The 24,128-nt window shown below is 39.2% G+C and carries 17 protein-coding genes and 2 pseudogenes; 4 read left to right on the top strand and 15 right to left on the bottom strand.

The features are described from left to right. Positions 1 to 21: 21 nt before the first annotated feature. From ACHZES_RS04540 to ACHZES_RS04585, 10 genes and pseudogenes are all read right to left on the bottom strand, one after another. Complete coding sequence (locus tag ACHZES_RS04540) at positions 22 to 507, bottom strand: DUF4489 domain-containing protein (RefSeq protein ID WP_154524379.1); 486 nt, start codon at positions 505 to 507, stop codon at positions 22 to 24. Positions 508 to 1,240: 733 nt separating this feature from the next. Further along, complete coding sequence (locus tag ACHZES_RS04545; RefSeq protein WP_395547751.1) at positions 1,241 to 2,989, bottom strand: ATP-binding cassette domain-containing protein; 1,749 nt, start codon at positions 2,987 to 2,989, stop codon at positions 1,241 to 1,243. 270 nt (positions 2,990 to 3,259) lie between these two features. Beyond that, on the bottom strand, positions 3,260 to 3,733 hold the full coding sequence (locus ACHZES_RS04550; protein WP_395547749.1) for a peptide-methionine (S)-S-oxide reductase: 474 nt from the start codon (positions 3,731 to 3,733) through the stop codon (positions 3,260 to 3,262). 267 nt (positions 3,734 to 4,000) lie between these two features. Further along, positions 4,001 to 6,196: a DEAD/DEAH box helicase gene (locus tag ACHZES_RS04555; RefSeq protein ID WP_395547748.1), complete on the bottom strand. Its 2,196-nt coding sequence runs from the start codon at positions 6,194 to 6,196 to the stop codon at positions 4,001 to 4,003. 6 nt (positions 6,197 to 6,202) lie between these two features. Continuing rightward, positions 6,203 to 7,519, bottom strand: a complete 1,317-nt coding sequence (locus ACHZES_RS04560) for an ATP-binding protein (RefSeq protein ID WP_154524387.1) — start codon at positions 7,517 to 7,519, stop codon at positions 6,203 to 6,205. Positions 7,520 to 7,523: 4 nt separating this feature from the next. Then, on the bottom strand, positions 7,524 to 9,212 hold the full coding sequence (locus tag ACHZES_RS04565; RefSeq protein WP_395547747.1) for a TerB N-terminal domain-containing protein: 1,689 nt from the start codon (positions 9,210 to 9,212) through the stop codon (positions 7,524 to 7,526). A 513-nt stretch (positions 9,213 to 9,725) separates the two neighbouring features. Further along, on the bottom strand, positions 9,726 to 9,881 hold the full coding sequence (locus ACHZES_RS04570) for a peptidoglycan-binding protein (RefSeq protein WP_404820384.1): 156 nt from the start codon (positions 9,879 to 9,881) through the stop codon (positions 9,726 to 9,728). Positions 9,882 to 9,968: 87 nt separating this feature from the next. After that, positions 9,969 to 10,202 (bottom strand): annotated as a pseudogene (locus ACHZES_RS04575) (YHYH domain-containing protein); the annotation flags it as partial. Between the two features lie 96 nt (positions 10,203 to 10,298). Further along, entirely contained in the window at positions 10,299 to 10,829 is a 531-nt protein-coding gene (locus ACHZES_RS04580) for an AAA family ATPase (RefSeq protein WP_038282320.1), read from the bottom strand. A gap of 72 nt (positions 10,830 to 10,901) precedes the next feature. Continuing rightward, complete coding sequence (locus ACHZES_RS04585) at positions 10,902 to 13,577, bottom strand: MerR family transcriptional regulator (protein WP_395547746.1); 2,676 nt, start codon at positions 13,575 to 13,577, stop codon at positions 10,902 to 10,904. Between the two features lie 127 nt (positions 13,578 to 13,704). On the opposite strand from ACHZES_RS04585, the pseudogene ACHZES_RS04590 reads away from it, so the two are divergent. The 3 genes and pseudogenes from ACHZES_RS04590 to ACHZES_RS04600 form a co-directional block, all read left to right on the top strand. Continuing rightward, a pseudogene (locus tag ACHZES_RS04590) lies at positions 13,705 to 13,926 on the top strand (relaxase); the annotation flags it as partial. Positions 13,927 to 14,033: 107 nt separating this feature from the next. Next, entirely contained in the window at positions 14,034 to 17,465 is a 3,432-nt protein-coding gene (gene uvrA, locus ACHZES_RS04595) for an excinuclease ABC subunit UvrA (protein ID WP_395547745.1), read from the top strand. A gap of 11 nt (positions 17,466 to 17,476) precedes the next feature. Beyond that, a complete protein-coding gene (locus tag ACHZES_RS04600; RefSeq protein WP_038282326.1) occupies positions 17,477 to 18,670 on the top strand; it encodes an MFS transporter in 1,194 nt (397 codons plus the stop codon). A 33-nt stretch (positions 18,671 to 18,703) separates the two neighbouring features. Here ACHZES_RS04600 and ACHZES_RS04605 read toward each other — a convergent pair whose 3' ends face one another. The 5 genes from ACHZES_RS04605 to ACHZES_RS04625 form a co-directional block, all read right to left on the bottom strand. Beyond that, positions 18,704 to 19,528 carry a MerR family transcriptional regulator gene (locus ACHZES_RS04605; RefSeq protein WP_395547744.1) on the bottom strand — a complete coding sequence of 275 codons (825 nt, stop codon included), beginning with the start codon at positions 19,526 to 19,528 and terminating at the stop codon, positions 18,704 to 18,706. A gap of 98 nt (positions 19,529 to 19,626) precedes the next feature. Then, positions 19,627 to 21,588, bottom strand: a complete 1,962-nt coding sequence (locus tag ACHZES_RS04610; RefSeq protein ID WP_395547743.1) for an ATP-dependent DNA helicase — start codon at positions 21,586 to 21,588, stop codon at positions 19,627 to 19,629. A 116-nt stretch (positions 21,589 to 21,704) separates the two neighbouring features. Then, on the bottom strand, positions 21,705 to 21,866 hold the full coding sequence (locus tag ACHZES_RS04615; RefSeq protein WP_156961205.1) for a hypothetical protein: 162 nt from the start codon (positions 21,864 to 21,866) through the stop codon (positions 21,705 to 21,707). Positions 21,867 to 22,078: 212 nt separating this feature from the next. Further along, complete coding sequence (locus ACHZES_RS04620; RefSeq protein ID WP_092246554.1) at positions 22,079 to 22,489, bottom strand: VOC family protein; 411 nt, start codon at positions 22,487 to 22,489, stop codon at positions 22,079 to 22,081. 364 nt (positions 22,490 to 22,853) lie between these two features. Further along, the gene (locus ACHZES_RS04625; RefSeq protein ID WP_286173424.1) at positions 22,854 to 22,982 is read right to left on the bottom strand and encodes a hypothetical protein; all 129 of its coding nucleotides are present in this window, start codon (positions 22,980 to 22,982) and stop codon (positions 22,854 to 22,856) included. A 658-nt stretch (positions 22,983 to 23,640) separates the two neighbouring features. Here ACHZES_RS04625 and ACHZES_RS04630 point away from each other — a divergent pair. Beyond that, a complete protein-coding gene (locus ACHZES_RS04630; RefSeq protein WP_395547742.1) occupies positions 23,641 to 24,111 on the top strand; it encodes a hypothetical protein in 471 nt (156 codons plus the stop codon). Positions 24,112 to 24,128 lie beyond the last annotated feature (17 nt).

Raw genomic sequence — 24,128 nt, forward strand, 5'->3', positions numbered from 1 at the left:
AGAGATGAATTATAAACACACCTAATTTTTGCAGCCATTTTCGGTAACAATGGCACTCAATGTTGCGCCACCGATAACAGGGCTTACATTAAACGTAACTACAACCAGATAGGTGCAGCAGTCATTCATACAGGTGGCGCAATCACATACATTGAAGTTAAAAGTATCAGACACCGTTGTAGCAGCTGATCTGGAATAAACATATATCCCACTAACCGGAATGAGGGCCACCTGATCTGAACATTCTTTAAAGATTTGAAATCTGTAGCTGCCTGTTACTCCTGAAACAATATTCGCAGTAAATGAAAGCAGAATACAAGGATGCTCAAATTCTGAGGTATTAATCTGTAATGTAGCAATTGTACGCGTTATATCTACTCCAGTTAAATTAGGAAATGAAACATATCCTGGACTTCCGCATCTTAATACAGTTGCGTTTAATTTCTCTTGTTCTTTCTCACAACAACAGTCATCGCAATAGTATTCACATTCACAGTCATGATTCATATTAAAATCTCCATTGTTTATATATTTAAGTCAATCGGATATTCGCAATCCGCTATGATACTTGCTCATGCCCTATAGCTGCAGCCGAAGCTTGTCAGATAGGGCTTGCCCATGACACAAGTAGGTTACCACCCACCTCTTGCCTTTCCGGCATTGAAGCGGTGATTTCTTGATGAGGTTATATTTATAACAATTTTAATACTTTTTACCTGCATCTTATACTGTATTATAGTATGAAAATTTTAGAATTGTGAGTAGCCCAGTATAATTATACTTCTAGATGACACTCTTGCGAATATATCAAGGCAAAAAGCCTGCTTGTCCTCATAGCTATTACTGTCTCAGTTGCTCAAATAACGAAAGATAGGGCGATTCTGCCTAGGCTAATAACCTTGGCATTCAGAACAGTTATTACAATAGTTTTGTAATTTCTTATTGATGCAATTTTAATGACCATCAGTCCTGGCATCTCCTTGGTATCAGGATGTATCTTCAAGTTTCGATGTCTAATATAATAAAAAACTGCCAACAATAAACCCCCTATGTACTGAGGACTTTAGTCTTAGCAGTTTTCCATTTATTATTTGGTACAAACAGTATGATAGCCCATCACCCTCTTTAAACTCCACATTTACGTTTGTGTGCCTGCCTTTTGGGAGAAAGAAATACAACCGCCTACACATATGCCGGGACAGTAGTTCTATACTATATAATGAAACATATTGAAATTATATCATTGAAATTTCATCCTCTTAATACAATCTTCTAATGACTCCATCAGAACCTTTGCCTCTTCAAATTCATTCTTTTGAAGCAACTGTTGAATTCTGGTTTCTGTCTCTTTTTTCTTTTGTTCCAGCAGCAGATAATCTTTGTCGAAATGATTGGCATAAATCATCTGTCGGAATTTACGGTTGCTCATTCTGCGCACAGTATTGTCTTCTACGAAAAGTACATAGTCCATGCAATTGGCGACCGTATAATAATCATGGGATACCATAAGAATTGCACCTTTATACTCTGAAATTGCCTGTTCTAATGCAATCTGTGCATAAACATCCAAATGCCCAGTCGGTTCATCCAGCAGTAGGAAGTTGGCGTTTTCTAATGAGAGCACCGCTAATTGAAACAAATCCTTCTCTCCACCAGATAATTCACTTACTTTCTGATCAAGCGTCTCTCCTTCAAAACCATATTTTTTCAAATAGTTCTCTATATCATTTTTTGTACTAAACCCTTTTTCTTCGAAAACATCGATCATCGTTTTCGCGTCGTCATATAGTGTACCAGTAATCTGGGAAAACATGCTAACCTTTGCATCTTCGCTAATCCTGATCGTTTCTTTCTTATTTTCAAAGATTTCACGCAGCATTGTTGTTTTTCCGGTTCCATTATTCCCCACAATTGCTACATGCTCTGAAGGCTTCATCTCAAAATTCACATGTTCTAAAAGCTGTTCATCAAAAGCAACGCTATAATCCGTCAATTCCAGAATATTTTCATCTGCCACTTCGTTTTCCAGTCCAAAATAAATCTCCGGCTGTTTGATATCTACGAAAGGAGCCTTTGTTTTTCTTGCTTTCAGCCGATCCACCAAGGTCTGCCTTGCGTGTACCGCTCTTCCAAGGGATGCGTTGTCCATTTGAGTCGCTCTCGCTCTGGACTTTTGTAAGATTTTACTTTGACGGTCGATCTCAGCCTGCTCGGCAGCTGCTACTTCTTCTAAATCAATCTTCGTGGCGAGAAGTTCATAATTATACTCTGTATAGGTTCCATCAAATTCCTGAATATCCATGTTTTCCATGTGAAGAATCTTGTTAAAGCAATGGTTTAACAAGTACCGGTTGTGCGTGATAATAAGAAGCGTTCCTTTGTGGGCATTGATCAGATTTTTTAACGCATTCAGATGTTCAAAATCCAAAAACACATCCGGTTCGTCCATGATTAAAAACCTTGGACTCAGCATCATCTCTCTGATTACCTGAACCAGCTTAAATTCTCCGCCACTAAGACTACTGATCTTCTGTTCTTCTAACTTTTGCAGATTGGCTAGTTTTAATTGCTTCTTAATATTGATTTCGTAAGACTCTCCATCAATTGCATTCCACTCATCTAATTCTTTTTGATACTCCTCAAAGATTTTTTCCAGATCTACAGCTGTTTCCATTTCCTTATAAAATTCAAAGAGTTTCTGCTCATGCTTTACAAACTCATCGCTAATATACTGGAACACGGTCATATCTTCTTTTGGATCTAATTGCGAAAATTGACTGACATATCCAATTCTGTCTGTGTTGTCAATTATTATTTTTCCATCGTACAGATACTCTTCAGAATGCATCAGTAAATCGAGTAACGTACTTTTTCCCGTACCGTTAGTACCAATCAATGCACAATGTACATCATCTTCTATTGTAAATGAAACTTTTTTATATAAGTCCTTTTGCGGATACGAATAGGACAAGTTTTGAACCTTAATCATGGTTGCCTCCTATGGCATTTATTTTAGACACAATTCGACGCAAACCAATTATAACATGACAGTTTCTATTTATCGAGGTCTAATTTAATGAAGGTAAAAGCTGCCAGCAATAAAACCCACAATATAAAACAAGGCACAGATTTTATCTCTATCCCTTGTTTATACTATCGGCTTTTGAGTATTTACAATAAATGTGCTGAGCGTTTATATAAGCTGAATGCCTGAAAAACATTCCATTCAATTCAATTTCCCATTATGCATATCAGTTGGTTATGAATATTTATGTAATAATTCTTTAGGAATATGACAATAATCATTCGGGCACCTATCTAATCGATCTTGATGTTCATCTGCACTTTTAACGTAATTCATAAGTGGCATGACTTCCACTACAATTTTTTCCCTATCTGCTCTTTCTGTTATATAATTCTTGGCATCTTCCAAATGTTGAGGCACTTTACTGTATACACCTGTACGATATTTTTTTCCAACATCATTCCCTTGTTTATTCATACTGTATGGATCTATAGTCTCAAAAAAATAATCCATTAGTTGAGAAATAGTTACAATATCAGAGTCAAATTCTGTTTTTACGCATTCAGCATATCCATCATACTCGCCTTCGAGAGTATTTGAGTGACCATTTGCCCGTCCTGCTTGAGTATTAATAACACCTTTTAGTGTTTTGATAAATGCTTGTACACCCCATAAACAGCCACCTGCAAAATATATTGTTTCAACCATAGCATTCACCTATTTTCTTTCGTCAAATATAAATAATCTATACTTCAAATTGGAATTTATTTATCTTATAGGCACTGCCTAACCATATTTGAGGAGGTTGCCAACATCTAAAAATAACATAGGCTATTCGTAGGCAATCCCCCCATAACAGGGCTTTTGATTCCTATAAAACAACGTATTTATAAGGAAAATAATACCACTGTATCCACATTACTTGATTTGCAAATCTCTGTCTCGTTTATTGTTCCCCATAAATACAGCTCCCCTTTACTCAAGTGCCTCTTTTAACCCTTCAAAATCCAAATAGTCCTCAATAAATTGTTTGCGTAGTAAGTGAAAAGGAATAAACTCGTTATATTTACCGTCAATCTGTATTTTCTCAGGTAAAGGAAGCTCATATAAATCCAGATCAGATTTTATAATATCGGAAATAATATATTCCAATTCTTCTTTCGTTCCAGTAAAATTCACCTCTAAATAGACACAAGTAATCCAAGGATGTTTACTTTTTATTTTCCTTTTCAACAACGCATAATGTAGAGTTAATAGCTGTCGTGTCCCCACCCAAGGGAACACCGCATATTTTATATCGGAAAGAGGGGTAACCAGATTTTCTAAAATACCGCTATTTCGAGCAATGTATTGTATTTCCGTTAATCGTTCACGGCACCTTTCACTCAAGTACGGATACGACAAATCACCTTGAAGAATGCTGCGGACCTTTTTTACTAAAACAGTATGCAGCTCCGCATCGAAATCCACGTCCCAGTCAACGACTGAAATACCTGGTACTTTTTTAACAAAAATAACCTTTGATTTTGTATTGACATCAACCGTTTCCCATGTCATGCCCGCCAATGCAAAACGAGTTCCAACAGGGTAAATCTTATCAACAGTACCGATTGTGCGGTTTTCATCTTTAACAAGCAAATATTCCGGTGCAAGGAAAACCGTGAGAAAATGATGACTATTTACAATCTTTTCTCCTTCTCTGCCAATCATCACCCCCCCATGTTCTGTTCTCTGTAATTGCTCAATGTTAATAAGATGAGTCAATAACTGTTTATAATCCTCCTGGGAAATATGGCGAAAGCAGCCCAAAGTAAGGATAGCCTGCGCAAGAGCTGCAGGGGACAGTTCACCACTGCTTTTTAAGTGGCTCATCGTTTGATGGTACAAAAGGTTATACGCATGATGATGGGGATATATTGGTTCTATCCAATGGTCCTTTATATACAGCTCAATAATAGCAATCGTTCGGATAAACTCCCAATTGATAGGCCCCAGTGTATCAGCTGGATTGATTCGGATATCTTCAACAAAGGTAAATAGGAGTTGCGGAACCTGGCCTCGGCGTCCACATCTGCCAAGCCGCTGTGCAAAACTGGAAACGCTAAGCGGGGCGCCGATCTGTACTGCCTGATCGAGCGAACCAATGTCAATACCTAACTCCAATGTAACAGTTGCACCTGTGACAATTTTATCATCACTTGATTTCATTTCATCCTCCGTGTTTTCACGAAGCAACGCAGAAACATTTCCGTGATGAACCCGGTAAACATCTGGCGCCTTTTTTTGTAGCGCAATTTCACGAAGATTCGCCATAACAAGTTCGGTTTCTTCCCGGCTGTTTGTAAAGATGATAGTCTTTTTGTCAAGCGTCATCTTAAATAAATATTCATAATGCTCACGATCACCCATATTCCCGCCTGTTACAACCTTGTTATCGCTTGCGTCGTTGTCAGCGATATCACGCTCATCGTGTAGGTTAACAAAACGTTCTACGTGAAGCTTGATACGCTTCTTTCCATCTTCCGTTATGGGAGCGGCACAGTTACGTCCAGTTCCTGTATTGAGCCAGTTCTGTGCGGAAGAAACATCACCGAGCGTTGCCGAAAGGCCGATGCGCCTTGGATTTACGCCAGTCAGCTTTTGAAGACGTTCTAAAATGCATAACAGCTGAATACCGCGTGCATCGCGCATAAACTGATGTACTTCATCAATAATGATAAACCGCAAATCAGAGAACATTTGGAGACATGCGCCACGCTTATTGGTTAGAAGGCTTTCAAGTGATTCCGGGGTGATTTGGATAATCCCTTCCGGATGCTTGATTAACTCATTTTTCTTGGTTTGTGATGCGTCACCATGCCATTTGCAAACAGGAATATGGGAATCAACAAGTAATTGCTCAAGACGTTTGAACTGATCGTTAATAAGAGCTTTCAGCGGTGAAATATACATTACGCCTACCGAACGGGAAGGTTTCTCATACAGCTCTGTAAGCACAGGCAAAAAAGCCGCTTCGGTTTTACCAGAGGCTGTGCCAGAGGAAAGCAGTAAATTGTCATCACTGCCCCAAATGACCTCGCAAGAGGCAACCTGATTTCCACGTAATTCCTCCCATTTGTTCTGATATATGAAATCCTGTATGAAAGGAGCAAGTCTGTTAAATACATCCATCTTCGTTTACACCTCGAAATCTAAAAAATCACTGTGTATCGTTTCATCGGACAGACCACCCTTGGCCATCTCAAAGCTGTTGCTGCCTAAAATATCAGACACACTTCTATTTGGGTTCTGATGCAGAATATTGACAAGTTCGATGAAATCACGGATGATTTCTCTCGGAGTGATATGTGTGCCTGCACCAACACGATTATATTCCACGGTCAGAAAGTACAATAAATCCTCATGATTCATCGTTGGTGTATAGTTGTATAGCTGTGCATGAATGTCCCGCAGCTTTTCAACGAGTACATACACCTCTTCTTGCGTAAGCATTTGCAGCCTAATAATAGGAGCGGTTAAGTCCTTCATCTCGTCAGTGGCAAAATGTCCTTCTGCAAGGCGAGACCGAAGAGCTTCATAACTGAACATACCTTTGTATTTATCTTCAATGCACTGAGGTGTACCGCCGATTAAAAATCCAATATGCTTTGCCTTGCCCTGTAACACGTCATTATACATAGTCAGAATTTTTTCATAATTATTTTGTCTTGTGATGGAGTTTGGAATCTTATAAATATTGACAAGTTCATCAATGAAAACCAATAGCCCTTTATATCCGGCGTTTACTAAAAAAGCAGCAAATAATTTCAAAAAATCATACCATGTTTCATCCGTAACAATGAAATTAATATCCAAATCTGCCTTTGCTTCTTTACGGGATGCATATTCGCCACGAAACCACTTCAGTACATTTGATTTCATTGCGGCATCATCTTGTTGGTAGGCTCTCCAATAAGCAGCAACTGCCTTGGCGAACTCAAAACCGTTGACCATGCCCTCAAGAGAACCAGCTACGGCATATATCTGTTTTTCAACTAATCGATTGAACGCTTCGCCTTCTGCATCGGACTGTGCTCTTATGGACGCCTGTATGCCTGAGATCCATTTTTCCAAAATCAACGGCAGTGCACCACCATCCGGCTTAGATTTCGTTGAAAGGTTTTGGATCAGTTCTTTGTATGTTGCAAGTCCCTGCCCTTTTGTTCCCGCAAACCGTCTCTCAGGGGAAAGGTCAGCATCAACCACAGCAAAGCCTTTTGCTGTAGCATAATTGCGTATGGTTTGAAGTAGAAAGCTCTTACCGCTGCCATACTTACCAACAATAAATCGAAAAGAAGCACTTCCATCCTCAATCATTTCAATATCATGTAAAATCGCTGCGATTTCCTGTGTTCGCCCTACGGTGATGTATTCAAGTCCTATGCGGGGAACGACACCGCCCTTTAATGCATTTATCAGTATATTGGCTATCCTCAACGGCAACTTATTTTCCATTATATTACACCATTTCCTTAATTTTATTTATATATTCTTCATATATAGTCAGACTATCGTCAAGTTCAAGAATGTTATCACCGATTGTGTCAATCGCCTTTTCATTAATACTGTCAGCCAACACTTCCAGCATAACTCCGTTGGCATCTGCAAAATGCTTCAGATTTGTATCCCCTTGAAGTATTAATTTAAGCGCATTCACTTCTGTTTCGCCGAGTATATGAAAAAGACTTGTCCAATTGTCTTGCATTGCTATAGGAGCGTCGGTAAAAACAGTTTGAGATATAGCAGGACTAGTCTCTGCTATGCTTGATTCAAAATACATCATAGGTTCGATATCTGGCACGATCAGTTTTTCCTGAGTGTCATCAGCTTCAAGTCTTATTTTATGAAGAGAAGTTTCATCCACGGATACAACAATTTTCGTTGATTCTTTGTAATACTCAATCACCGCTTCGTGAATTATATTTTCAAGGGAAAGGCCCACAGATTCAAGTTTCTTTATAAGTTCTTTGTCAACTAAATGAATATCAGCAGACAGCTTGTGTTTAAATTTTGTAACTTTTCTTAACTCGGATTCTGTTTGTTTCATAATATAGCCAATGAGTTGCCGACCGCTATTCATAGCCAGTGTGGAACTAAAAGACCAAAAGTTTTGAGAACATATATATATTTCTTTATCGGAAAACACAACTTTCTTATCCGGTCTATTAATTGCTGAATAAAACAATGCATCCTTGAAAGGCGTCCATACAGACATCTTATTCGTCGGATAAAAAATCAAATCGTCAAAAATGATACCTGCACTATTAAAAACAAATCTAAGTTTTTGGATTACCGTACAAAAACAATCACTGAGCTGCCCTTTTGTATCATCGGTAAAAAAAACTGATTTTCTGACATCATACTTTGAAACATTGCAAAATAAATCAAAGTTGTCGTTCATGTCTGTTTCGTACATGAATACTTTGGCATAATGTGCTTGTAGATTGTTTTCGCAGACAAATTCCTTAAATGGCTTCGGGAGATCATAATAAATATGGTAGTCCTTTATCCACTTAATCATATATTTATCAATCGAAGAGTCAAAACGCTTGAAAGCTCTCCAGAAAAACATTAGCTTATCAAGTCCTTCCTGAGAGTCAGCCGCTCCGATATTATGAATCAGCTCGTAAATATAAACAAAGGCATATGATAATGAAACATTTGTGACATTACCTTTTCTTACATCAGTCCGCCATGTAAAATATGTTCTGAGCTGCGCATAACTCATTTGCTGGTAATAAGGAAAATAGTTCGAAAATTCTACATAGCCATTGTAATCATCCTCGTAATCCTTCATGAAAACAGCTTGTTTATAGAATACTTTTGAATTACTAATCCGTGTTTGTTTGTTATAAAAATGAGAATTGAAATTAGAAGGAAGCTGGGTATCTCTTGCTATTTGTCTCATTTCATTAAATATCTTACGATTCTCATCAACGATAGGATTTACTACTTGCGGCTGAGGTGTAGAAAATGCCTGATTGTTGTTTGTTCCTCCGTCAATTTCAATCTCAGCAAAAACCTCATCTTCAAAGGATACAGGAGTGACATTTTGCAGAAACTGTTTTAATTGATTTTCCTTTTCTTCAAAAAAAGAAATCTGGCCCGGTATTTTAACAGATTTATATTTCTTGTCAATTTTGTTCATACGCATTTTAATTACGAGAAATACCCGCTACCTCCTTTTTTTGATATAACTCTCTCTTAAAAGTCTATTCCTTTCAATCTTTGACTGCTGTAAACAAACTCAATTAATTATCATCTTCATCACAATTCTTTTATTGCGGCCTATAGAGATAATATACCATATTATTATGGATAAAGCAAACAAATGTTCTTATTGTTGATTTCCTCCACACTGTGTGTTCAAAGCAACACTCACAATAGAAAACAAGGCACAGTTTATTATTCCTGTCCCTTGTTTTCTACTATCGGCTGTTTCTCCACACCATTCTCAACAGCATAAGCATTTCCATTTTCTGAATCAATAAGACTAACCTCTGACTCTTTTTTTCTAATCATTCAACGTGAAAAATGTAAATTACCAATTTTAGAATCGATGACATCTTCCAACAGCAAAAACAGATACAATTTTAAATGGAACAGGTAAATAACCCTGTTCCAACTATATATAATCGGTACTAAATATACCATTATGCTATTACTGTAGATTGATTTCCAGTGCTATTGTCACTTGTTCACCAATGATTCCATCTACAGTCAAACCATTGTCTTCCTGAAATTTCATCAATGCACTTTTCGTCTTCTTCCCCATAATTCCGTCTGGCGTTCCACAGTCATATCCTCTTTCATTCAATGCTCCCTGTACCGCCTTTACCGTTTCTGTATCTTTTGATACCGTCTCTACCGTAGTTGTTGATGCAGTTGTTGATACCTTTGTCTTATAAGGGCAAACACCGCCACTGTGTAAATGAGCTGGGTATCCGCCACAATGATAATGGTAACTTCCAAGCCCGCTTTTATTTTTGTTGTCCTTATGTCCACCACTTGAATCAGTTCTTCCCGAATGAGCTTGTGCAGTAATCAAAACTGGGGTTTCGAATGCAGATACAACAGGTGACACCGTGACAACAAATGCCAGCAAAACAGCTAATAATAATTGACAACTCTTTTTCATCAAATTCCCCTCCGGATTTAATTATTTCTATCATCTTACCATGTTATAGTCAATACGTATATTATAATCTAAGTTTTCATTCGACAAATCTCGACATTAGCATACAGATCCCCTGAAGTGTAACAAAATTTCCCTAACCGATTGCTCCGGCGACTGATCTGAGGTGTCAAGCCAAAATCCAATTTTAGGAGTTTCCCTAATGAAGTCCGCATACAGTGCTTCTGGCGTAAAACCGATATACCCAACCTTTCCCCGCAATGCCTCACGCTTCTTTACTGTTTCCACATTTGGACAAAGCACTATTACATGAACACTCCGATCCCCCAGCATATCTAATATGTGTGAAAGCTCTTCGCCGTAGTAATTATCCTGCATTACAACGGAAAACCCGCTATCATAATAGGTTCTGGCCACATCTGCGGTCAAGCGATAGCGCAGATGTAACTGTCGGACTGCTTCGTCGGACGGCTGTACGGACATCTCTGCACGTCCTGATACAATCATTGTACGAAATATATCACCGCGCAGGTGTACGCAGTTTCCAAATTCTGAAGCAAGCAGTTCCGCAACCGTTGATTTTCCAGATGCCATAACACCAGTAATTAAATATATTGCCTTTCCCAGCATAACACACCTCCTATTGATGCTTTTCAAATCCGTAAAGTATTTTATCCCAACGATAAATTCAAATTTGTCACTTTACTTCTCTGCACTAAAACGTTTAATCACGGTCACAACCTGGTCCATACAATCGGCAAAGTCCCGTAATTTATGTGCAATCCTTTTACGCATGAATTCATCCTGTAAAACATCCAGCGTGACGTTAAAGCCACCGCCCAGTGCTTCTAAATCTGTGCCATTATCATTATTCCAGTAGCGTCCTGTTTTTGCATAAAGTGCAATCACGTCATTGATAAAAGTCATATCGGGATTCAGTTCAAGTGCCTTTTCCAAAAAGCCCTTACAGCCGCCGCTGTTCGTGGCAAGACAGCAAACATACACGGTATGCATATCCCAGTTATTAAATTCACCGATTTTTACCCGCTCAAAATAGCCGCCGTCAATTTGGTCTGCCCATATGCGAAACGCCTTTACTCCAAAGCAGTAATGTCTGTTTTCATAACCGAGCATCTGCGGCAGGGATAAAATCCGCTCCCGACAAATTTCCCCTAAAGCCCTGTTTTCCTGCTTTTCACCGATAAACAGCCAGCCGTGGCAGTGGCCCGTTTCGTTCTGATAGTCGTCCGTCAATAAATCAGCAGCAGAAATCCGATCCGGCTCTTTTCCGCCTCCACACATATACAACAGAGTTTTTCCGTAATCCTCATAACCGACTAAAACACCGAACCCAAAGCGGTTATGCGGGTTTTTCCCATAATCATTCAAAATGACGGGAATGCTCCTGTCAATATAGGATATTAGGGATTGGATATACAACTCCTTATTTTTGAGAATTTGTACAAGGGGGACAAAGGTGGATGCATATCCGATTTTTGTAAAAATTTCTTCCACCACGGTATGATTCCCGGGTTCACTCATACGGTAATCCATCACACCGTCCCCCCGAAAATGGTCCTTTGAATAAACCTGTACGAAGTTTTCACCTGTCAAACCCGCAAAAAACCAATAGTCATAATCTTGTTCACCTAAACATTCCATAACATAAGCCGCACAGCCGTTGAACCAATAGTTCTGCCCGTATTCGCCGTGTACAATTTGGCGCAAATTCGGTAAAGTGTTATTGCTTTGTTTCACATTCATTTGCAATGCTCCCTGTGTGGTATTTGTTTTCGGTGCAGTTTTCAGCTGAGAAACCTTAATGGAACGGAACAACTTTTTCCCTTGTCCGTTGGTTCCGATAATAATGGACTGGGGTGCTTGCAGATATAAATTCATATTCATATATGGGAAATTTACACCACAAAAGCGAACTTGGCTGTTTAAAACAACCGCAAAATGCTTTTCCCCTACAATCCATGTCAGCCTGTTATACCGGTCATGAGGAATATCCCCGATTTTTGGATATGAATACTCATTCTCCAGCACTGGCTGCTGAAAAGCTATCGCATGCTGCTTCAAGGCATTATCCGCATAGTTCTCGGCATTTATGGTGTAGGTGCAGCTTCCGTGGGAAAACCATAGGCTTCCTTCGGTGGTTCCCCAAAGGTACTCTTCACTCTTTTCCTCGGCAAAAAATTCAATATCGACCCGAAAGGGAAGCCTTACCGCCACGTTGGTATCCAGCTTCCTTTGAGAAATCCAAGCGATAAATTCAGCTTCTCCGTTTTCTAAAACCTGAAAATGAGGATGATAAACCGGTGTGATTTTATGAAAATCAACCATATATTCCCGCAAAATGGGGTTTGCTTTTTCGATTTCATCAAGTGAGGTGTTTTCTGTTGTTTCAAATTCCGGATAATCCGTAAAGTTTGGCTTACGCTGCCGGACAGGGAGATAGAGGTTAATTCGCTCCCGATTGTTTTCAGGAGAAAATACTGCTTCTATTAACGTTTCATGGCGTGGGCTGCCACTGTGCAAAAAATCAATCTCATAGCCAGGATTATCATCAAAGCCTTGCAGCATACGGTGTTGTAAAGCCCTTAGGTCCTCGTCTGCATACGCCGACGAAACTGCGAACAAGCCGCCCGAAAACTCCCTACATTCAAACGGGCATTCCTCTGACAAGCTGTCCGCTCCTTTCATATTGGCAATTTGTTCCGGGAGTTTTTGCATGAGAACAATATCCTCTGAACTTTGATACTCAAACAGTGTACGGCTTCCCGGTTTGCCAAAAGGGATTTGATTGGCGGAAAGCCAGTCCCAAAAGCTTTCTATTTCCGACCTTCCATTATCTGTTTTTATGGAGGTAATCACAAGCATAGGTGGCAGAGCCACAATATCCATATTCAGCGGCTTTGCCAGCCTTTCCGAAAGAGTATTCAACTTCTCCATTGTTAAATCCTGCTTAGGTGCAGACAATAGTTCTTCTTCCACCTTCTCGTAAAGCAGGGGCAGCGCGGAAATCTGCGTGATCCCATGTTCATTCATAGCTTTCATAAAGTCATTCACATAGGATTTTAACTGGGATAATGTGTTGATTTCGCTGTCGATTGACTCCATACGATTTACAAAGCTTTGCACCAGAGTTTCCATGTCCTGGTACTCATAAATCCTTAAAATGTCCCTAATTGGAATTTGCATTTTACGCAGTACTAAAATCTGTTGAAGACGGTTGATGTTTTCGCAGTCATAGTAGCGATATTTTTCAAAGGACGGACGCTCACTTTTCAGCAGGCCTACCTGCTCATAATAGCGGAGCGTTCTTGAAGAAACACCGAATTTTTCTGTCACTTCAGTTATTTTAATAAAATCCATTTTAGCCCTCCTTATCAATCTGCTGTGATTATACCACTTGACCTAACGTCAAAGTCAATATCTGCTTTCCCTATAATGAAGCAAACTTATTTCCAAGCCCGTTGATCTTTCAAAAGAGAAGTTATGAATAAATTATGCGAAAACTCGAGATGTTTACACCACCTACCGCAAAGCAGGCTATTCCCAAAAGTTTTATGCGGAACACCATACTGAGCCTGCTTTGCATAAAGTAGCAAAGGCGGCTTTTAATGAATTGGGTGTAAAAAAGTTGCCTACGGCTAAGACCTTGCAAGCCGAATATGCAGAACTGCTTTCGATGAAAAAAAAGCATACTGAAATGTCCGAATATCACCATTGCTTGGACTTATTTATGCTGTTATCTCAAACAGATAAAAAGCCGCTTGACTCTGACACCGTGTCAAGGCTTAAGGTCAATTTCAAAGGAGGGATATGAAAATGAATTTTAAGATTTACTCGAAGCAAAGCATTATAACTAATCCCAAGCAGTTTATAGACAAATACAAAGATTTACCAGCATCTCCGAAGGAATTACTGAAAATAGTGCAAGGATTAGTCATTCATGGTGACCAAGGAAAGCTGTACAACACTACGTTCAGCAAAAGACAGATGGATGAAGAATTGTTACGCACTGTCCCGCAAATGTTAGAGAAATTATTACAATTCAACCAAAGTTCCCTGTTAGACACAAGACCCGCAAATCTGCGTCTGATTGGAATGTGCAGAGATTACTCTCTACTCTTCTTATCTTTTCTACGGCATAAGGGTATTCCTGCAAGACTGCGTGTTGGCTTTGCCAATTATTTTGAAAGTGAACTAATGTATGAAGATCACTGGCTTATTGAATATTACGACAAAGAAAAACATCATTGGGTGCGTGTAGACGCACAGCTTGATGGCATTCAGAAGGCTCATTTTGGGGTGACTTTTGACACAGAAAATATGCCGTCAGATGCAGGATATCTACTTGGAGGGCAAGCGTGGACGCTATGCCGTTTGGGAGAGCGACATCCGGAGGATTTTGGCTACAATAAAAACTGGAAGGGTTGGCATTCCGTCAAAGGGAATCTATTACATGATTTCAACAGCCTACTTGCTATGGAACTCCTGCCGTGGGATTTGTGGACGGAGCTTAGTACGAAAAAATATAATAATCTAAGTCGACAGGAAAAGGACATTTTAGATGAAATGGCTATGCTTACCACAAATCCTAACATCACGGAAGAAGAAATCTTAGCATTTCAAAAACGTTTGCCTGCGGAGTACATGGAGGCTATCCATTCAAAACTTAAGCTGTTTGGTATTGAGGGGCAATACGAAACGTTGAGCCCCGATATGCTGGAGACAAAGTTTTCTATAATTCCTTCAGCAAAAGAACGAACTGTAGTTACCCCCGTGAAAGATAATAACCATCAATTGGTGTTAAAAGGGTGTCGTCAAAACAACTTAAAAAATGTGAATGTGACCATTCCAAAAGAAAAGCTAACTGTCATCACAGGTGTAAGTGGAAGCGGTAAATCGTCTCTAGCTTTTGACACAATTTATGCAGAGGGAAAACGTCGATATCTCGATAATATGTCAAATGCTGCTAAAATGCAGGAACAGATAGAAAAACCGGATTTTGATACGATACAAGGGCTCACTCCCACCATTGCAATTGAGCAGAAAAAAGGAAGTCAAAACCCTCGTTCTACCGTTGGAACGCTGACAGGTATTTTGGATCATCTGCGAATGCTATATGTTGCAATCGGAATACCCCATTGCCCTTATTGCGGAGTGCCTGTTCAAAAAGATAGCAAAAGTAAAAATCGTTGTCCTGTTTGCGGTAGCCTGTTTCAAGGGCTGACAGCATCAACGTTTAATGCCAATGCTCATGTAGGGGCATGCCATACCTGCAATGGGCTTGGAATTTTATATGAAGTTAACCCGGATACTATTGTGGTGAATGGCGACCTATCTGTATTAGATGGAGCTACTTCCTACTTTGGAAAGCTGCGTGGTAAAAAACCAACAGGAAACTGGATGCTTGGAGAATTATATGCAATAGCAGCCGATATGAACGTGGATTTAGATCTGCCTTGGAATGATTTACCCAATGAATTCAGACAAGCAGTATTTTACGGCACAGGGGATAAAATTTACAGCTTTAAATATAATTCCGGAGGACGTGATACAGAAATCAAACGCCCCGCAGCTGGAGCAGTAAGCCATATACAGCGATTATTCCGAGAATCCAAGTCAAATGATAATCCACAAAAAGAATATATGCGGGAAATTCCCTGCCCCACCTGTCACGGAGAATTGTTGTGCTATGAAGCCCGCTACACAACAATTATGGGATACCGTTTGCCCGAACTAACAAAGATGCCCATTGACAAGCTCTGGAATTGGGTATGCAACTTGCAGGAATTGCTTTCAGATAATCAGAAAAGCAAAGCCGAAGAAGTTCTGCTCGAAATTCAAAATCGAATTGTAAATCTCTTACAAGTTGGTTTGCCATATTTAACTTTGAGTCGAACCGCTCCAACCCTTTCAGGTGGTGAATTACAGCGTGTACGGTTGTCTAGCCAGCTTGGCAGTGAACTAATTGGTCTTACCTATATCCTTGACGAGCCCTCCATCGGGTTGCACCCACGAGATCATCATCTGATGATTGACACAATCAAGCATCTACGGGATAAGGGAAATACCGTTATTGTTGTAGAACATGATAAGGATACAATGTTAAATGCTGATTATATCGTTGATGTCGGCCCTGGTGCGGGAACTTTCGGCGGTGAAATTGTGGCGGCAGGAACTGTGAATGAAATCATGAAAAATACATTGTCTGCTACCGGACGTTTTCTTAGCAATAGCAAAATATGTGAGCCAGAAAATACAATAAATCCTCACAAGTGGATGACTCTGAACGGATGTACTGGAAACAATCTCAAAAATATCAACGTCCGTTTTCCACTTCATACAATGTGCTGTATTACTGGTGTAAGCGGTTCCGGGAAAAGTTCACTCATTTTTGGTACCTTGATACCGGCACTGAACAAGGTGATTAACCATCAAAGGTGTGTCGATTCCAGCTATCTCTCTTTTGAGGGATATGAGGATATTGATGGGTTTGTCCAGATGGATCAAAGTCCAGTTGGGAAGTCTTCACGCTCAACCCCTGCAACCTATATTGGTGTTTTTGACACTATCCGCAGCGTATTTGCAAAACAACCCAGAGCTTATGAGCTTGGGCTTAGTGAAAGCCATTTCAGCTTCAACTCAAAGGACGGTGGATGCCCTGTGTGTGAGGGGCAGGGGCAAATTAAAGTCGCTTTTCAATATATGGCGGACACTTACGTTACTTGTCCAGAATGTAAGGGCAGCCGCTATCAGGAGGGTGTGCTAGAGGTTCTTTACAAGGGAAAAAGTATTGCAGATGTCTTGCATATGGATGTGTCGGAAGCAATATTACTTTTTGAAGATGTTAAAGAAATTGTGCAAAAGCTGTCCCTAATGGATGAAGTAGGTCTGCCTTACCTAAAACTGGGCCAAAGCACTGTTACTCTTAGCGGAGGTGAAGCACAAAGACTGAAGCTTGCCAAGGAACTGAGCGGAAAGCAAAAAAGGCATATGGTCTATATATTGGATGAACCGACAACTGGGTTGCACTTTCAGGACATTGAAAAGCTGCTATTGATTTTCCGCAAATTGGTTGATGCAGGACATTCATTATACATTATTGAACACAACACCGAAATCATCGGAGCCTCAGACTGGATTATTGATATTGGGCCAGAGGGAGGAAATGCTGGAGGGCAGGTTGTGGCCGAGGGAAGTCCGGAGAAAATTAAAAGAAATCCTGCAAGCGTTACTGGCAAGTATCTGTGAGGAGGGAACGAATGAAAATATGGTCGAAAGAATTATGGCAGTATAAACTCACGGCGTATATGTTGAGCCAAGGAATATCCCTACTTGGTTCATCGGTTGTATCGTTAGCAATTATCTGGTATGTCACGCTGGGAACTGGCTCTGGTAGTTTGGTTGCAGGTGTTACCATCACAACTTTTCTGCCACAGGCTGTGGTGATGCTATATGGTGGCATACTTGCCGACCGTCACCCACCTAAGCGTATTGTGATTTTAAGCGACTCTATGATAGCAATTTCCACTTTTATACTGGCTATTTTTTTTATTACTGGTATGGATAATATAGGCTGGGTGTTTTTCTTTAATGCTTTACGTTCTTTTGGAACAGGCATCCAACTTCCTTCTTCAAAGAGTATATTGCCACAGATTGTTCCAAAGGATCAATTGATGAAAGCAAACAGTATCAATACCGGTGTGTGGAGTGTCATTCAATTGATATCGCCGGGGCTTGGCGGTCTTGTTATGAGCCTTATGGATATGGAGTATGTGTTTTTAATTGATGTAGTGACTGCTGTAATCAGTATTATTATTTTAACTACCATCATCGTGCCATCGACCGAAATACGGCAAAGCAATGAAAACACACGAGAGGAGCTAGTGCAAGGTTTTCGTTACATCATGAATTCTAGGGCATTGCGCAATGCAATTCTATTATACACCTTATTTCAGTTCTTGGTCGTTCCGGCTTCACAGCTTACACCACTGTTAGCCTCTAAAAATGTGGGCGGTGAAGTTTGGGTACTCAGCGTGATAGAAACAGCGTTCTCAATCGGCGCACTGTCAGCAAGTCTTTTTATGGCGTATAGAGAGCTAAAAGCTCCCCATTTCAAACTCATTGGGTTGTCCTCTATTGTTTTTGGAATGACAATGCTCCTGTTATTGCCTGCACGAGGTATTCTACTGTTTGCAGCAATGATGTTCCTAATGGGAATTGGCAGTCCTTTGTATTACACACCGCTTATCACTCACATACAAGAGAGTACCGAGGACTTTTATATGGGTCGTACCTTTTCATATGTAGATTTATTGTCTTCACTTGCAACACCACTTGGCATGATGATATTTGGTCCTTTAGCTAATGTCAGTATCCTTCTACCTTTTGTAATTCCAGGTATTGCACTAATCTCATTGGGCATTTGGGTTCGAAAGAAAATGCAAAAAAAATAGGGCTTGCCCTAAGGGGCAGCCCATCTTTTCAAATCATACTTCAACTAGCGGGATTTGTATCTCTGTTAGGTATTCTTCTGGGTTATCAGTATCCTCATGGTCGATAATTGTGACCTGACGAGACGGACTTCCCATAGTATATGGGTGGTTTTTGTCAATCCAATCTGCAAAAGAATAGTAAGCACCTGCAATATTTTCATATGGACCATAAACCATCATGCAAGCCATTTTATCAATATTTTCAAGCATGCGATAAGTAAAAGCTCCTTTACTCTTGCCAAACCGCTTCACAATAAGACATACTTCAATATCAACACCAGAGTCCATGTGTTCATCGTCGTGATAAATTGCAACATTGTTTTGACTGCATCTATCAAACTCAATATGCTCTTGATGGACAAAATCCATAAGTTCACTCCAAAGTTTACCTTCATCAAAATGACTATCAACCTTACGGCGAAGCGATATAACAGGATATGAAGGTATGGATTTTATAGTTACATTATAATATTGGTCAAATTTGTCCGTCTCAATATGTGCGATAGCAGAACGAATCTGTTCAATACGCTTTTTCTCCATTTCAATAACTTCTTCAATATCTCGAATTTTGTTATTAAGGCTTTGCATTAGATATGTATCATTCCAGTTTTGCAATAACTGCGTAGTTTCAGCTACTCCAAAATTAAGGTCTCTCAGTAGTACAATTTTTTGCAACCCCGGCACCTGATCCGCAGAGTACAGCCGATAGCCAGTCGCTGGGTCTATATAAGATGGTTTAAGCAGTCCTTGATTATCATAATAGCGCAGCATTCTTACAGAAACGTGCGTCAATTTTGAGAAATCACCTATTTTTAGCATTTGTTCACCCCTCTCGTTCTTAGTATACGATTTGTTTTTTTATACTTCAAGTCACAAAATGTAAACTATAAGTCTTGACATTTCTCTTCAATCATATCTCATTCCAGCCCTTCTATCCCCCTAATCTCCGCTCCAAAAGGCAGTGACCCCATCACAACTTTTTCCCAAGGTGTTCCTATAACAGAATCTAAGACAACGATTGCTCCTTTATCTTCCTCTGTTCTAATTAACCGTCCACATCCTTGTTTTAATTTAAGTCCCATCTCAGGATAATCAACTGTTATGACGGGATCTAATCCTTGTTCTCTTGCCTCTTTACGTTGTACTTCAATGAGAGGATCTAGAGCCGGGAAAGGTAGCTGCCAGACGATTAGTAAGGTTAATGCATCACCTGGTACATCGATTCCTTCCCAAAAATTTGCACCAATCAATACCGAGAATTCCTCCTCTTTAAACCTTCGTACAAGGTGCCCTCTCTCCCCTTTATCTTCCCACAGAATATCAAATGGAAATTGATATCCTTCCAATCTCTTTCTGATTTTACGAACTTCTTCCATCGAATTGGTAAGTACGAGAGCCCGTCCCTCATTATTATTTAATAGGGATACTAACTTTTCAATGCCGTGGGTAGACTTTTCTTCTAAACTGTGTGAGGACTGTGGTAAGTAGACAACAACTTGTTTTTCTAAATCAAAAGGACTTTCCACCGTAGATTTGGAAGGTTCCTTTAATCCAAGCATTCGTATAAAATAATCAAAATCCCCTTCATTACTTAACGTTGCTGAGGTAAATATCACTGGTAACTCCTTCTGAAATAAGTGTCGGTTTAACATCTCATTTAAATTCCTAGGAACAACCCAAAAACTACCATCCCCTCTATCAATCCAAGCTATCATATCTGTACTGTTATTTCTACAGAATCTGTCTAGTGCCATTATGGCTCTTTCAATTTGCCCTTCATATGCTTGTATTTGGTTTGCGGATAATGACTCTATATATAGTTCTTGCTCAATCTGCATCTCTAGATGAAGGTGATCTAATGTCTTTCGAAATACTTTAGCCGTCTTTTGCAACGTCTCATTCATCCGAATGGATAGTCTTTCTGAGCTTTCTGCTATTATCACAGATCTATTTATTTTTTCAAAAAAGTCATAAGAAGCCTGTTCCATCGCAGCTGTTACTGAAACCAATGAATCTCTTGCTCCCTGTATTTCCGCAAGGGTGAAGACTATATTGTCAATCTCCTCCTTGTTTATTTGTTGTCCTGCTTGCATGGCTGCTGGTAGCAGTATTTTATGCCCTTCATCGAAAATAACTGCAGAATAATTTGGAAGTATCGGCAATTGTCCATTCGCTAATCGTTCTTCCCTTGTCCATAAGTCATTAAAAAATGTTTCATGATCTACAATAATTAAATCTCTCGCAAGTCTATAATATTCTCTTGCCTTAACAAGTTTGCAATATCCACGGTTCATGCAAATATCACACGACATAGACTCATTCCAACCAATCCTCTTCCAAATACGATCTGGTACGGTAGATATTTCTGAGCGTTCACCTAATTTTGTTTTATTTAACCACTGATTAATCTCATCCGACATCATATCGAATTCTTCTAAATTTTCATTTACTCGAACATCGCATATATACTGACGTGAGTCTTTTGCCATCCTAGCATCTATCTCTAATCCAAGTAACCTAGAAAGGGTTTTAATATCCCCCGCGTCACCAGCAAGTTGTTCTTGAAGTGCTGTACTAGCACACGCAATTACTACAGGTTTTCCACTAAACCTAGCATAGGGAATTGCTGATAATAAATAAGCGAATGTTTTGCCTGTTCCAAGTCCTGCTTCCGCTAAGTGAACTTTTTTGCTGCAAACAGCATCAGCCATCTGAAAAGCTGTAAATATTTGTTCGTCCCGAACTTCGTATCCATGCTCAGGAAGGATATCATACAAAACGTCACCAATCCAATCAACTAATTTAACTTGAAAATCTTCTCTATTACTATAATCAAAGGGCTCTTTTACCCTTGTGTTAATTGTACACAATGCACACATGTTTCTTTTTCTCCTATAATGCTAAACTTATACCTTTTTGTATTACTACCCGCTTTAACGAACTTAATCCTCTATCCCCCTGTTAAAAGGAGATAGAGGATTATTTATTTTAAACACTATTGGGATATTTTCTTAGTTCTTTCTGAATCAGTCCCGATATTCTTATGTCTCTGTTGAACTTTTCCAACACCAATCTTTTTTTCACCATAGAAAAAATTACTTTTAGATTTCTTCTCCTCTATTAATTGTTTCATTTTATCCATATCTTTCATTGACATTTTATATTCCTCCATTTAATTACTAATTCAATTTTTTACATTTGTTTAGATAGTAGACATACCGTCTCCACATGCTTCGTTGCTGTAATTCGGATGACTATAGAGCATAGTACCCCCTTGGCATCAAGGTATATTTATTTTTACTATTGGCAAAGCCAATTGCTCAACTAGTGCGCAAACATAGAGCCTTTGTGATGGAGCGAATTTCCGATCTACGTTTCGCTCGTACTGCCTATCTCTAGTAGGTTCCCCTCCGGATCTGCAACGTAAAAGTTGCGGATGCCGAAAGAAAAGGTTATGGGTTCTCCAGTTGGAAATTGCACGCCCAGCTTCAATAGTCGCTCATATTCCGCATCCACATCGGCAAAACAGGGCAACCAAAGGGCAATTTCAAATGTCTGATTGATTCCTTTTGGAGGAACGTAGCTCTCCCCAATTGCCTGCACGAATGCTTTCCTGCTATACATGAACAAGGATAGTTCACCGCTTGCCGTTTCAAACTCTGCGAAATCCCCACCATTCCATTGAGTATCAAAGCCCAATGTATCTCTGTAAAATCGAACCATGCTATCCATGTTGCCAGCTAATAGGCATGCGCCTACTCTTACATCTTTTCCGTTCAATGTAATCCCTCTCCTCTATAATCACAAAATTAATTGTTTAGGATAAATTATTTTACTTTCTGCGGAATTCAAACCCTTTGCCAAAACATTCATTTTACTTACCCCACCACGGTACTCGGAAACATATTTTACTCTGAACCACTACAAAAAACAAACCTACATATCCTGCCCAAATTTCCGAATCCCTTTGACTTCCTGGGCTTTCCACTCCAGCAGAACCACCGTTTCAACATTCGCCGTTTGTGGATTGTAAATCATATTTTAGTATTTTATAGTATATTATAGCACTTTTCGGATCATAAAGTCTACTAAGTAAAAGGAACTAAAACACAACAAAGTATTTTTTAACACATTTCAGAATTTATCAGCACTTGTTGAGCGTTGACATATCGTTGACATTGCCAATCAATGCCTTAAAATCATCATGATTTAACGCAATGGCCGCTTTGCATAGATTATGTACCTTTTCTTTATCACTTTCAATTATGCCCATATCCCCATTATGCCTCCTTCGTATCTATTATTTCCATTGTAAAAAGAACTGGTGTCCCCATTACATTAGAGATAAAGAAGGTTGCGGCGCCGATCATACAAGCTGTGGATTCTTTCGGCAGTCGGATACTAAAAAGGAAAAAAACAGGCCAAAGGCAGCCAAAGTGGTTTGAGCAATATTATGATAGGTAGGATATCATATCCTCGTAAATTGCAACTTCTAAAACTTGACCTTTTAGGAATACTGTGTGAGACATACACACATCATTAAGATTAATTGACATGCCATTATAATTGATTAAATTGATTGCTTTTAGATTGACCATGTGGCTTCCCTTTCTGCCACCCTACATAACTATTATAACATGCCATAAGACGATTGCAAAGTACTTTTTAAGGCGGGTCCGAACTATGCTTTTTTATATTTTATCAATGCTTTTTCTAATATCCCGTATGGACAAATTGTCGAATATTGCGAGGAAATAAGAATAAATAGTCAAGTTTATTGTTGACTGATTGTATAAATAGTGAGAAACTATAACTAGTAATTACTATCCCTATAATAATTACTTATGATATCTTCGTTAGGGGGGAGATATCTATTATAACCTGTTGCTTAACAACAATAAGATACTTTTCAGTAAAGGGGGATATGAAATATGAAATTAAGTAAAAAATTCAAAAAAACTTTTGCCATTATATTAACACTAGCAATAAGTGCCTCACTAAGTATTGCAACATTTGCAGCAACTCGTATTGTTTATGACGATTATTGTTTAACCGATACAGAATGGAAAAGTGGTAAATGGGGTAATAAAGATAGTGTAGTTAACTTAGTTATAAATGATGATGATAATTACCAGTTCTCAATTATAAAAAGGAGCGGTAAGTGGACAAACGGTGGATCCATGAGATTCGTGCGAATATCAGATAATGAAGTTATGTGGCGAGCAATACAGAATAACGCCAGTGATTGGTATGTTCATACTATATCTGGTGAAAAATTAAACTCTCTTTATCATATAGCTGATGGAGATTACAGGTTGACTTATGGATATGGATCACCATCTGATGGTAATAGATGGAATATGTATTACAGTAAAATAATAAGAGTAACACACGCCAAATAGTAATACACTGTAAGATG

It is taken from the genome of Lacrimispora sanguinis, assembly GCF_044987295.1.
Classification (GTDB): domain Bacteria; phylum Bacillota; class Clostridia; order Lachnospirales; family Lachnospiraceae; genus Lacrimispora; species Lacrimispora celerecrescens_B.

Excerpts from the sequence above, each read along its gene's own strand:
- ACHZES_RS04540 (WP_154524379.1), bottom strand. The coding sequence starts at position 507 with ATGAATCATGACTGTGAATGTGAATACTATTGCGATGACTGTTGTTGT.
- ACHZES_RS04545 (WP_395547751.1), bottom strand. The coding sequence starts at position 2,989 with ATGATTAAGGTTCAAAACTTGTCCTATTCGTATCCGCAAAAGGACTTA.
- ACHZES_RS04550 (WP_395547749.1), bottom strand. The coding sequence starts at position 3,733 with ATGGTTGAAACAATATATTTTGCAGGTGGCTGTTTATGGGGTGTACAA.
- ACHZES_RS04555 (WP_395547748.1), bottom strand. The coding sequence starts at position 6,196 with ATGGATGTATTTAACAGACTTGCTCCTTTCATACAGGATTTCATATAT.
- ACHZES_RS04560 (WP_154524387.1), bottom strand. The coding sequence starts at position 7,519 with ATGGAAAATAAGTTGCCGTTGAGGATAGCCAATATACTGATAAATGCA.
- ACHZES_RS04565 (WP_395547747.1), bottom strand. The coding sequence starts at position 9,212 with ATGAACAAAATTGACAAGAAATATAAATCTGTTAAAATACCGGGCCAG.
- ACHZES_RS04580 (WP_038282320.1), bottom strand. The coding sequence starts at position 10,829 with ATGCTGGGAAAGGCAATATATTTAATTACTGGTGTTATGGCATCTGGA.
- ACHZES_RS04585 (WP_395547746.1), bottom strand. The coding sequence starts at position 13,577 with ATGGATTTTATTAAAATAACTGAAGTGACAGAAAAATTCGGTGTTTCT.
- uvrA (WP_395547745.1), top strand. The coding sequence starts at position 14,034 with ATGAATTTTAAGATTTACTCGAAGCAAAGCATTATAACTAATCCCAAG.
- ACHZES_RS04600 (WP_038282326.1), top strand. The coding sequence starts at position 17,477 with ATGAAAATATGGTCGAAAGAATTATGGCAGTATAAACTCACGGCGTAT.
- ACHZES_RS04605 (WP_395547744.1), bottom strand. The coding sequence starts at position 19,528 with ATGCTAAAAATAGGTGATTTCTCAAAATTGACGCACGTTTCTGTAAGA.
- ACHZES_RS04610 (WP_395547743.1), bottom strand. The coding sequence starts at position 21,588 with ATGTGTGCATTGTGTACAATTAACACAAGGGTAAAAGAGCCCTTTGAT.
- ACHZES_RS04615 (WP_156961205.1), bottom strand. The coding sequence starts at position 21,866 with ATGTCAATGAAAGATATGGATAAAATGAAACAATTAATAGAGGAGAAG.
- ACHZES_RS04625 (WP_286173424.1), bottom strand. The coding sequence starts at position 22,982 with ATGGGCATAATTGAAAGTGATAAAGAAAAGGTACATAATCTATGCAAA.
- ACHZES_RS04630 (WP_395547742.1), top strand. The coding sequence starts at position 23,641 with ATGAAATTAAGTAAAAAATTCAAAAAAACTTTTGCCATTATATTAACA.